The organism is Vibrio sp. QJM3NY_35, assembly GCF_057785915.1.
Genome location: NZ_CM173507.1, coordinates 308,344 through 318,996, shown reverse-complemented (window position 1 = coordinate 318,996; position 10,653 = coordinate 308,344). Strand labels below are relative to the sequence as shown.

Sequence of the window (10,653 nt, the reverse complement as noted above, 5' to 3'; positions counted from 1 at the left end):
TTTTAATAACAAGAAAGAATAGAAAAGTATGTTTTATAACTTTTTGGAAGTAAAAACCGATTGAACCATAAATTGACTTACTGATTTTCAATCCGCACTTGCTGAAAGCCAACCGCCATTGCCGACTTAGAAGCCAGATCTAAATCTGCATAATGGCACTCTTCACCATGGACATCAGTGAGCAGAACAAAGCCACCTCCCATATGGCGAAACTCCACAACCCAAGACCCTTCTTGAATTGAGGGCTCTATGATCGCTTCAACTAACAAGTTTTCTCTATATAAATTTCTTAATTCATTGAGTGTCATACACCATCCCTTGCTTTGACCTCACAACATAGACCTTATAAGAATAGACGCTAATTAGAACTCTGTAGTAAGGATGGTCGAAAGTGACGAATGTGCTAACTAATTCCAGAAAGATATATAACCAATAGATATAAAAAACGCCACTTAACAAAGTGGCGTTCCTAAAATTCGTTTTAGATGCTCTTTAAAATTAGCTTTAGTAGCCTAAAAACGCACTTCAGCGCCTGCGAACCAACCGTCAACCATAACAAAGCTCTTGCCTAGTTCAGAGCTAAAAAACTCATCCGAGTCTAGATCGATAACACGGTAACCACCACGCAAGGCAATCTCAGATTCTGATACAGGAATTCGGTACTGAACACCCGCCATCAAGTCAGTACTCTTGATGCCACTGCTATCACCGAACTCCATCGTACCAATGATATCGAAATTGGTATCAGGAACATTGATCTCTGCGTTGCCGTAGAAACTCCAAGTAAACTCATCAAAGGTTGATGTTTTTGCATCAGTAGCTTTTGGTTCAATATAGTTAGAGTTCGAGTACTGAGTAAATGTCACACCCGCGTCAAAGTTCATTAGCTTATGATCTAACAATGTGTAATAGAAGGTGTAATCGTACTTATCGAAGGCCAATGAATCCGCATCAACAGAGGTGTAGCGAAAACTAGCGTTTGGTAGCATTGGGGCATTATGCTCAAATGCGAAATACAACGAAGGAGAATTAGAATCATCGCTCTGTCTAACTTCGTTTAGCTTTGTACTTCCCCACCACATATCGGCACCGACTTTAGCCGTGTAAGAAAACTCTTCTTCAGCAGACACTGCCGAACTTAAAGATAGCATTCCCACTAAAGCAATTAATGGCATTTTATTCATTTGAGATAGCTCCAATTCCATATCGTTGTGCTAATTGTATGCACATTCATAGATTATTGGGGAAAATTCTATCACACATCTTAAATTCTCAAACGATAAACCGATGACGATCAAAGATTTGACGACACCATGACCTTAGTAACGTCTTTGGTTAGAACTGTGTACAAAGTTTTTGAAAAACCAGATACCCAATGCAATCACAATTAACCAAGGCAGCAACTTAAACACAACCCCCATCATACCTAAGACCAACATAACGGCTAACGCGATTCCGGTTGCAGCCAATACCGTCATAAACGTGATACCAGTGACAAGTAGAGTTGCGACGAAAATAAGAACAAAGATTAATTCAAACATAATGGTCTCCCTAATGAGTTAATGACCTATCTTTCCTACTATCTAACATTGCAGCTTCCATACCAAGTTAGTGAAATCAATAAAACCCTTACTTATCAGACAAATAAAAAGCCACACATCTAAATGCGTGGCTTTTAAAGAAACTATCAATGGCAAATTTAGCCTCTAGTGGCGAATTTAGCCTTAGGTTTTTAAGCTTAACTTTTTAACCTTTACTTTTTAAGCTTGGTTTTCAGCTTGGGCTTTTAAGCTCGAACTTTTCACCTCGAGGGAGGTTATACGTTTAGCTCTTTAGGGATCTTAGCCAATGCTGTCTGCATCACTTCGATACCTGCACCTTTCTTATGTGCGTTTTCACTGATGTAGCGGCGCCATTGTCTTGCGCCCGGCATACTTTGGAACAAACCAAGCATATGACGAGAGATGTGTCCTAAGCTTGCACCATTTGAAAGCTCACGTTCAATGTACGGGTACATTTCTTCAACCACTTGTGAGCGCTTCTTGATCGGCGTGTCTAAACCAAAGATCTGCTGATCGACTTCAGCCAAGATAAACGGGCTATGGTAAGCCTCACGGCCGATCATCACACCATCAAGGTGTTGCAAGTGCTCTTTAGTTTGCTCCAGAGTAGTAACGCCACCATTCACTGCAATCACAAGATCAGAGAAGTCTTTCTTGATTTGGTATGCACGATCGTAATCTAGCGGTGGAATCTCTCGGTTCTCTTTCGGGCTAAGACCACTCAACCATGCTTTACGAGCATGAATAGTAAATTGCTCACAGCCGCCTTTTTCAGAAACCGTCGAAACAAACTTAGTTAAAAACTCATAAGAGTCTTGGTCGTCGATACCAATACGTGTTTTCACGGTAATTGGAATATCAGTGACTTCTTTCATCGCAGACACACAATCTGCCACCAGCTCAGGTTCAGCCATTAAGCACGCACCAAAGCGACCATTCTGAACTCGATCTGAAGGACAACCTACATTTAGGTTTACTTCATCGTAACCACGCTCACCAGCAAGTTTGGCACAAGCAGCAAGATCAACCGGGTTTGAACCGCCGAGTTGAAGTGCAAGAGGATGTTCTTGCTCGTTGTATTCTAGAAAGTCGCCCTTACCATGTAAGATCGCGCCTGTTGTTACCATTTCCGTGTACAGAAGAGTCTGCTGAGAAAGCAAACGGTGAAAGTAACGACAGTGGCGGTCAGTCCAATCGAGCATGGGTGCAACAGAAAGTCGGTTACTAGCGTATTTACTGGTTTTATTAGTGTTTGTCATGATTCAGTCTCAATTAATACTGTACAAACATACAGCGAATTACCTAGAATTAAACGGAATTACTTCCTGTAGTACCCCTCAAGTACCCCTTTAGGAGTTGGACAATGGCAAGTTATACCATCGAGACCAGAAAGCTAAAAAGCGGTGAACCAAGGTTCAAGGTAACAATCATCGTTAAAAAGAATTCGCGCATTATACACAGGGAAAGCAAAACTCTAAAAAAGAAAGCACTCGCTAAAGCTTTCGGTAAAAAAAGGGTAGCTGAACTAGAAGCTCAAGGGGTACTCAATCAGCCAAAAACAGTCCCCCTTTCAGTACTCCTCGATTTGTTTATGGCTGAGCGTGATCTCTGGGACAATACAGGCCGCACAAAACGCTACGTTATTAAAATGCTTAGGGATTGCGACATCGCCCAAGTTGAGAGTAATCAGCTACGAACTAGCGACTTAATCGAGCACTGTAAAAATAGAAAAGGCGCAGGAGCCAAACCCGCAACGATTTATCATGATATTGCTTACCTACGTTCTGTAATGAAAAAGTCTAAGCCTGTCTTCAACATCGATACCAATCACCAAATATTTGATGAAGCCGTACCCGTTCTTATTGATATGGGGTTAGTCGGTAAGAGTCAGAAACGAACACGCCGCCCTACTTCCGAAGAGCTGAAGCTTTTAAGGCTTGGATTAGAACAACGGGAATCTTTCCGACCAAACGGCACAACTCGAATACCTTTCACCGACATTCTTGAGTTCAGCATTCTCACTTGTATGCGAATTGGTGAAGTCTGCAAGCTGCGTTGGGAAGACCTCAACCAAGAACATAAGACGATACTGGTTAGAGATAGAAAAGACCCAAGGAAGAAAGAAGGTAACCACATGATTGTGCCGTTGCTTGGCGAGTCATTTGAGATCGCACTAAAGCAATCAAGCAAAGGTGAGCTTATTTTCCCGTACAACTCACGAAGTGTTAGCGCAGGCTTTCAGCGAGTAAGAAATGAATTGGGTATTGAAGATTTGAGGTATCACGACTTACGCAGAGAGGGAGCAAGTCGTTTGTTTGAAAAGGGCTACTCAATTGAAGAAGTAGCCCAAGTAACAGGTCATAGGAATTTGAATATTTTATGGCAAGTTTACACTCAGCTTTTTCCTAAGAACCTTCATGATAAAAAGCTTAACTAGATAAATTCAATGCAGAAAGCTTTAGGGCCTTTAGCTTCTTTTTTTACTAAAAAGGCGACCTGAAGGCCTACAGAAACAGCCTCAAATTCAACTTCATTTTCAAAATCATCAATAGAGAAGTATACGTCTTTGCCTTTTTCTCTTCTGATAAACCCAAAGCCTTTAAAGTCATTAAACGCATTAATATAACCTGTTTCTTTAGACATTTAATGCTCCCAGAAGTTTTCAATTGTTGGCACTGATGAGTAATGATCTTTTAAAGACTTACTCAACTTTTTAGCTACTTTTTTATTTGTCCTAGACAAAATACCCAACTGATAAATAAGATTGTTATAAGAACGAATTGTCCCGATTTTTTCATGCGAACTTACAGGAACCTTTAGCGCAGCATATGCACGCTTCACAATTTTATTTTCTCGATAGTCGTCATATAACGGAAGAATATCAGCCAATCTTTTACGATAATCTTTAGCTTGAGAATGATTCAATCGCTTAAGCTTCGCAACTAGTCCTGAGGTTTTATTCCAATTTTTATGGTAGTCATCGCTAGTTCTATCTGTTTTAGCTTGTGACTCACACTGGAACACTAACAATCTAATAAACCTTCGGTCTTTCTTCCTCACTTTAGGCTCACTAGCTCGAACACATAGACCCGTAACTTCAAAATCTTTATGCATTTCTGAACGATCAGTTACTTTCGTTTTAGCTCTCTTTAGAGATAACTTCCTTTTGCGAAGCATCCCAGCAATATCTTTGATGATTTTTTCAGATGTTTTACTATCAATAGTTGTCACTGAAGAAATGGTAATATCATCAAGAAGCCTCGTGTATCTGAGTTTCCTGCCCCGCAAAGAGCTCACGATTCGATATTCATCATTGAAAAAAACTAAGTTAGCCAAGTAGCTAGAGGTACACCCACCTTGAGGTACACTTCCGCGATAAGTGGTGAGCGTAGTCAGAATCTCGACAACATCATCACTGAACTTAAAGAAATACTTAAAAATATCTCTAACAGCATCAGTTTTAATATTTGGATAAAAATTCTTCACATCTAAGTTTATTAGCGTCTGACTACGACCGTGTCTAGAGGCATTTTCAATGTAGTCTCGTTTACTCTGACTGGTAGCTCTAATACCACCTTGAAGGTACTCAGGGAAATTTACATGTAAGAAAATTCGAGAGTTAATTTTCTTTTGAATTTTCTTCAATTCATGCTTTGGCTCAACCACTGTGCGAACTTTTTTAGTAACAGGGTGAGGTTTGAGTTCATATGACGTATACGAACTATCAACTTTTGCTGCTATATTTCGTAATTTTCGTATATGAACGCCAAGAGTATTAGCGAGAACGTCAACAGATCCGATAGGTCGGCAAGGGTAATGAGGCTTATCCATAAGATTAGAACACCAAATAGATGGTTAGAAAAAGAGAAGTCCGCTATTAGATCACCTGAGATACTGCATCCAAGAATATTGGTACACAACCCAAGATAAGGTTAATAGCCAAGGGAAGATAGTCTAAAACTAGTCCTATCTTATTCCTCGGGCTCTGGTCATTTTGCGCTTCAGAAGATTCATAGTTGACTCCAACTGTGAGTTCTGTGTCTTTTTTTGAATTTGTGTAACGGATATCTAGATTTAACTTAGACATAAAATATGCTCCTATTAGTTTTCGGCGAAAGTGCCTGCCAGACCAATAAAAACGTTTACAGAAATCTTAGTAATGACCGTTGAGCCGACTTCTCTAATCAGTGCCAGACAACCGTCGCTCAAAATCGCATCTAATAGGGCACGAAATCGTGCGCGGCCTAATAAACGGACAGGGTGCGAGGAGGCGGGTCAAGAACTAACACATCAAATGATGTACTAGTTCGCTCAAGAGAGCGTCGTTTTCCTGCTTGTTACACAATAAAAACATAAGCAAATGGGCGAATACACCCACAAAGCGAATGGTATGATCAAATATTGCCCTTGTAAATACTTTCCTTGAAAAAACAACCAACTCCAATGAATTAGAAGCAATTGCTATTTTATAGATCTCCCCTCTAATCGGGTCAAACGCTCATCCATCTTTTCCATCATCAAGCGTAACCACTTAACATCAGTTTTAAGGGTTACGCCAACTCCTACCCCGCTAGATAACGCACTAACGACAGCAACAATTAACGTTTGATACTCTGCCATTTACTTGAACTCATTGCGTAGGGTTTCCCATAGGCCAAATACTATTGGGGCACTTGCGCCAATAATGCCACCGAATTGAACACCGTCTGCCGATACGCTTGCGGTGATAAGTTCAGGGTGACCAGATACCAAAGCCGCTCCCGCGCCAAGTAACGCTAAACCCTTTTTTGTAGATGGTTGGTCAAGGTCGATTCCGATTTTCTCTAATAAGCTTTTCATAATAGTTTGCTCTGTCGTAAATACTTGATGGTGTAGGCGGCGAGTACGCCACCTACTACGGTAATAGCTATTTTCTTGTAGTCTTCTTTGGTCATGCCATGGCGACCCCTTCACGCGCCATGCTTAAACCGTAATAACTCCCGACTTCTTTACGACTCATTGCATGTAATAGCTTTGCTAGCTGTTCGTTGTTGTTCACATCAACAACCTGATTACGCCCGATGCCCGTCCACTCGCTAACGTGTTTAATGTATAGCTCGGTGTCGTTCTCCACTGACGGAGCGAAGCGGTTTATCATTTCGCTCAAGGTTTGAAAGCCTTGTCGTGAGTAACTACGGAGAACACGCGCCCCCGCTCGAAAGCCATAAACAGGATGTTTGAACTCTTCGAAGCTTTTATCGAGGTCGAGTAGATGCTCACCATCCCACTGAGTGCGATCACCTTTGGACTCACGAATGTTTAGCGGGTTGTTGTTACGCACACCGCGCGGCAGAGTTTTTCTATATGTCATGTAGGCTAGCCCCCCAATTATGCAGACGCTTGCGGCAATGATGGTTTTTGAGGCCATACCACATTTTCCGGATTGCTGTAGGTTTGAGGGATATCGCGTAAAGCTTGGCGATACTGGCGAAATGGAGTGACATCTAACTCCATATCCATAGCTGTATTCACGAGATGATCAGCATCAACCATAAGGCGGTCACGCTTCTCAATATGTTCAACCCATTCTTCAGCAACAAGGCCGCGGGTGGTTACAACTAACATTGTCATAATCTCAACTCCTTAAGCTTTATGTAGAGCGTTAACTTTTCGGATAAGCTCAGTTTTTGGGTTGTACAGTAGCCCGTGTTTTTTGGACTTTGGAAAATGCCCAACACAGATAGTCGGTAAAGCAAGGTAAATAACATCGCCGACACTGGCATTTGAAAAATTCAAATCAACATGGGTATAAGAACCCGGACTGCTACTTGTTCGATGAGCCACTATTTGTTTCCAAGCACCTGCCGTATCAGTTCCTAACCAACGAACTGATGAAGTACCTTGAATTTTTGTGTATGCCAAAAATGTAGCTGTCGGACTGTTCTTAATGTGTTGGTTTGGGATATAGAAATCGTAATGCTCCATATCTTGAAACGTAGTGTCTAAAACCGTCATCTTCAAAATGTTAAAGTGAGATGAAAAGTGCTTAGTTCCACGACCAATACCCATGAAGTCCAAAAGCGCTTTCGCTTCGCTATCACGCATGACAGGGTCATCACCTGACTTGACCGGAATGACTTCGACCTTGAAGCAATCGTTTCGGCCACCACGAACGCCCATTCCTAGCGGGTAAACATTCTTGTGACCATGCGCATTAGCTGATAATTCGTTGGTATCAATGAAGTCGCCGTTGTAGTTCAGTGCGGTAAAGCCCATCGCATTGATTACGGTTTGTGTATCTACACGACCAATAGCCGCAATAGCTTCATTGTTCATCTTGGTTTTGATGCCATTCCATTCACTCGCAATAGATGACTTAAGCGCATCAAACGCCGTTTCCATTTTTCGGATAGCACCGCCTTTGATGCTATCTAATAGGTTTCGGGCTTCGGTCACCAGTTGCCCGATTGCCGTAAAATCACTCATTGAGTTCTTTCTCCATTTCTTCCGCTACGTTCTGCAGGCGTGGCAACGTATTCGCTGCAACACTGTCGGCTAGTTCGTGAACGTCATTATCTGAATTGAAAGCGTGGCGTTGTAATGAGACTACCGCCGAGCTTAGTGATACCTGATTGCCGTATACGCCGCGCATCATTTCCAACGCGTCTACCTGATCAGGTTTTAGGTTCTTTAAGTGTTCGGTGAGCGGGTCGTATGTCACGACCGCTCGACGTGGCATGAAGTGGCTCATCGGTGAACCTCCATCAGTGCCAGTTTTAATGGTGTATTGCTGTTGTTATACGCCCACAGTTCACCGCCTCCCGTCAGTGTGATTCCTGCAGGTGCCGTGCGATCACCTAAAACGGGTAATCCCACTACAGCAGAAACATGCGAATCACCGAGCATCGCCTCGGCTTCTGCATCACTTATGTTCTGAATAATCGCTTCTAGTCGTGTAACCGAAGCATTAACTAAACGAACTTTGTTGTTTGGCTGAATAAGAATGTGGTCACGGCTAATAAAGCGTTGTGCAATCTCTTGTCGGGTCGTGACAACCGAGCGCACTTCACTGATAGCCATAGATTCAGCAAATTTCACTTGAGCAGGCGGTGTTGTTTTTAAGTCCTGCTTAGTTAGCTGATACACAACGCGGATAGGCGCAGTGTGCGGGTTAGAAACCTCAAGCTCTTTAAAGCTAGAAACGTCTAACGTATCGCCTGCATCAACACGGATTTTTTCGCCGTTGTCACTTCGAACGTATAGATATTCCTGAGATTCACGGACAATCAACCAACGAGCCGAACCGACACCAAAACGCTTAACTGCACTAGGTTCTAAAGTTATCGCTTTCATTTGCCCCCCTTAAGTGCAAAAGCAACACCTGCGATAGCAAAAGCAGCAGCGACAGCAATAGCCACCTTGCTAATATCACCAGAGCTACCCGTTTGACTGCGTGATGCGGTGTTTTCGGCCATGACTAAAGCAGCTCGGGCGTTTTCTCCCGATTGTGCTGCCATAGACTTAATGGCTGACGTTGTATCCACGCTGTTCGAGCGCATATTGTCTAACGCCTTTTCGCTCGTTCGGCGGCTGTTTTCTAAAGCTTTTTCACCAAAGACAAACGCCTTAGATAACGATTCCTGACCGTTATCCAGTGCCGATTTCAACGAGTCTTTATTTGCCTTAATCGAATCAGAAGCAATTTGGCCGTTTAGTTTAAGAGCCTCTTTGCTGACGTTCTCGTTTGACTTGATCGCATCACGACCAAAATCAAACGACTCATCCACCGCATGTTCATTAGCGCGGAGTGCATCCGAACCTAAACGCGCTGCTTTATCCATTGCGGCACTATTGCTATCCATTGCCCGTTTCGCTATTTCTGACGCGGCTTTTACTGAGCCGTGATCAGTCATAGAAATATTGCCAACGTTGCCATTTATGCCAGAGAGAACGACACCAAGGTTATCCCCACTAATGGCACTGGTGCCGCTCGTGTTCGTGGTGTTGGTTACGTTCTTACTTGAACTGCTGCCACCTCCGCCCATTAGTCATTCTCCAAAACAAGGGATAAAACAGACTCACGGCCTGACTTACCCGAAACCGAAAAACCGAAACGCTCAAGTATTCGCACCATGCCACGGCGAACCGTGTGATATTTGATTGAGCGATACCCTTGAGATTTCACCGCTTCAATGATGCAAGGCGCAGCTTTCACTAGCCCCTTACCTGTCATTGCTAGAATCAAATAATCATTGTCACTGGTGACGAAGCCCACAAAGCGAACCGAAACGCCTACCCCTTTCAAGTGATAAAAACTGGCTCGTTTGGTTTTCACCGCATCACAGCAAAAATCAAATTCAGCCTTAGCTTGTGACACCCCATTGAACGCGGATTTAATTAGCGAAAACTGAGCGGCAATATCTGCGCGAGTGGGTCTAATCAACATAAAATTCATTTCTTAAACGCCACCCACGCAATGCCGACAGCTAACAACACAAACGGTATGTTTTGCGCGAGCTTTTGCCCCGCACTACCACCAAAGTTGATCGCTCCATTTCGAATCCCGCCAATTGAGTTAGTGCCCGTTGCTTCACTTGGTCCAGCTGCGCCGCCTCCGGCACTGATTGGCATAGAACCGCCTGCACTCAAGCCACCACCGATACCTGGTATCATTTGTTCCCCTTAATGACTCGATAAGTCACATAGCAACCGCCACCAATGGCACCGATTTTTAATAGCTTGGTGACGCTACTTCCAGACCAAAAACCCGCACCAAAACCAAGACCACCCGCTAACAGAGGAAGAACCACAATTAATGGCATAACTCTCCCCCTGTTAGTTTTTCAAAACCACGATAAGACCAAGTAAAAGCACCGCAGCACCAATACCACCGCCCACATACAAAAGGGTTTTGTCGTTACTCTGCTGAGAGGAACCCGTAACCGCGTTGCCGTGGTTATCTTTCACTGTTTGTTGTGGCTGTTGCGTTGTGGCTGCATTTTTTGATGAGTCGTCTTTAGTCGCGACATCAATCAAGTTGCCCATCCCCTCGCCAACGTCATCAAGCAGACCAGAACCGAAGTCCGTTAAGTCATCCCAAAAAGCCAATAGT

The 10,653-nt window shown here is 43.2% G+C and carries 19 protein-coding genes; 1 reads left to right on the top strand and 18 read right to left on the bottom strand.

Annotated features, from left to right (window positions below):
* Positions 1–77: 77 nt before the first annotated feature.
* The 4 genes from AC3CH3_RS01580 to dusA form a co-directional block, all read right to left on the bottom strand.
* A complete protein-coding gene (locus tag AC3CH3_RS01580; protein ID WP_004735813.1) occupies positions 78–308 on the bottom strand; it encodes a hypothetical protein in 231 nt (76 codons plus the stop codon).
* Between the two features lie 204 nt (positions 309–512).
* Positions 513–1,184 (bottom strand): TIGR04219 family outer membrane beta-barrel protein, encoded by a 672-nt coding sequence (locus AC3CH3_RS01575; protein ID WP_010434222.1) that lies wholly within the window; start codon positions 1,182–1,184, stop codon positions 513–515.
* 135 nt (positions 1,185–1,319) lie between these two features.
* Positions 1,320–1,541: an envelope stress response protein PspG gene (pspG, locus tag AC3CH3_RS01570; RefSeq protein ID WP_010434219.1), complete on the bottom strand. Its 222-nt coding sequence runs from the start codon at positions 1,539–1,541 to the stop codon at positions 1,320–1,322.
* 275 nt (positions 1,542–1,816) lie between these two features.
* A complete protein-coding gene (gene dusA / locus AC3CH3_RS01565) occupies positions 1,817–2,821 on the bottom strand; it encodes a tRNA dihydrouridine(20/20a) synthase DusA (RefSeq protein ID WP_016796670.1) in 1,005 nt (334 codons plus the stop codon).
* A gap of 104 nt (positions 2,822–2,925) precedes the next feature.
* On the opposite strand from dusA, the gene AC3CH3_RS01560 reads away from it, so the two are divergent.
* Positions 2,926–3,999: a site-specific integrase gene (locus AC3CH3_RS01560; protein WP_488537588.1), complete on the top strand. Its 1,074-nt coding sequence runs from the start codon at positions 2,926–2,928 to the stop codon at positions 3,997–3,999.
* Here AC3CH3_RS01560 and AC3CH3_RS01555 read toward each other — a convergent pair.
* The 14 genes from AC3CH3_RS01555 to AC3CH3_RS01490 form a co-directional block, all read right to left on the bottom strand.
* A complete protein-coding gene (locus tag AC3CH3_RS01555) occupies positions 3,996–4,205 on the bottom strand; it encodes a retron Se72 family effector protein (protein ID WP_488537587.1) in 210 nt (69 codons plus the stop codon). The genes AC3CH3_RS01560 and AC3CH3_RS01555 overlap by 4 nt on opposite strands.
* Entirely contained in the window at positions 4,206–5,393 is a 1,188-nt protein-coding gene (locus tag AC3CH3_RS01550; RefSeq protein ID WP_488537586.1) for a reverse transcriptase family protein, read from the bottom strand.
* Positions 5,394–5,439: 46 nt separating this feature from the next.
* Positions 5,440–5,649: a hypothetical protein gene (locus AC3CH3_RS01545; RefSeq protein ID WP_488537585.1), complete on the bottom strand. Its 210-nt coding sequence runs from the start codon at positions 5,647–5,649 to the stop codon at positions 5,440–5,442.
* A 533-nt stretch (positions 5,650–6,182) separates the two neighbouring features.
* Entirely contained in the window at positions 6,183–6,401 is a 219-nt protein-coding gene (locus tag AC3CH3_RS01540) for a hypothetical protein (RefSeq protein WP_016783629.1), read from the bottom strand.
* A gap of 91 nt (positions 6,402–6,492) precedes the next feature.
* Positions 6,493–6,912, bottom strand: a complete 420-nt coding sequence (locus AC3CH3_RS01535) for a virion protein (protein WP_016787872.1) — start codon at positions 6,910–6,912, stop codon at positions 6,493–6,495.
* 17 nt (positions 6,913–6,929) lie between these two features.
* The gene (locus AC3CH3_RS01530) at positions 6,930–7,172 is read right to left on the bottom strand and encodes a phage tail assembly chaperone (protein WP_488537584.1); all 243 of its coding nucleotides are present in this window, start codon (positions 7,170–7,172) and stop codon (positions 6,930–6,932) included.
* Between the two features lie 12 nt (positions 7,173–7,184).
* Entirely contained in the window at positions 7,185–8,027 is an 843-nt protein-coding gene (locus AC3CH3_RS01525) for a phage tail protein (protein WP_488537583.1), read from the bottom strand.
* Positions 8,020–8,292: a hypothetical protein gene (locus AC3CH3_RS01520; RefSeq protein WP_488537582.1), complete on the bottom strand. Its 273-nt coding sequence runs from the start codon at positions 8,290–8,292 to the stop codon at positions 8,020–8,022. Before AC3CH3_RS01520 ends, AC3CH3_RS01525 begins: the two co-directional genes overlap by 8 nt.
* A complete protein-coding gene (locus AC3CH3_RS01515; protein WP_017071465.1) occupies positions 8,289–8,894 on the bottom strand; it encodes a hypothetical protein in 606 nt (201 codons plus the stop codon). Before AC3CH3_RS01515 ends, AC3CH3_RS01520 begins: the two co-directional genes overlap by 4 nt.
* On the bottom strand, positions 8,891–9,586 hold the full coding sequence (locus AC3CH3_RS01510; RefSeq protein ID WP_132982674.1) for a hypothetical protein: 696 nt from the start codon (positions 9,584–9,586) through the stop codon (positions 8,891–8,893). The genes AC3CH3_RS01515 and AC3CH3_RS01510 overlap by 4 nt, the downstream gene beginning before the upstream one ends.
* A complete protein-coding gene (locus tag AC3CH3_RS01505; RefSeq protein WP_017071467.1) occupies positions 9,586–9,987 on the bottom strand; it encodes a hypothetical protein in 402 nt (133 codons plus the stop codon). Before AC3CH3_RS01505 ends, AC3CH3_RS01510 begins: the two co-directional genes overlap by 1 nt.
* Before the next feature lie 5 nt (positions 9,988–9,992).
* Positions 9,993–10,214 carry a hypothetical protein gene (locus AC3CH3_RS01500; protein ID WP_016783620.1) on the bottom strand — a complete coding sequence of 74 codons (222 nt, stop codon included), beginning with the start codon at positions 10,212–10,214 and terminating at the stop codon, positions 9,993–9,995.
* Positions 10,211–10,363 carry a hypothetical protein gene (locus tag AC3CH3_RS01495; protein WP_016783619.1) on the bottom strand — a complete coding sequence of 51 codons (153 nt, stop codon included), beginning with the start codon at positions 10,361–10,363 and terminating at the stop codon, positions 10,211–10,213. The genes AC3CH3_RS01500 and AC3CH3_RS01495 overlap by 4 nt, the downstream gene beginning before the upstream one ends.
* Positions 10,364–10,376: 13 nt before the next feature.
* A complete protein-coding gene (locus tag AC3CH3_RS01490) occupies positions 10,377–10,649 on the bottom strand; it encodes a hypothetical protein (protein WP_102265316.1) in 273 nt (90 codons plus the stop codon).
* Positions 10,650–10,653 lie beyond the last annotated feature (4 nt).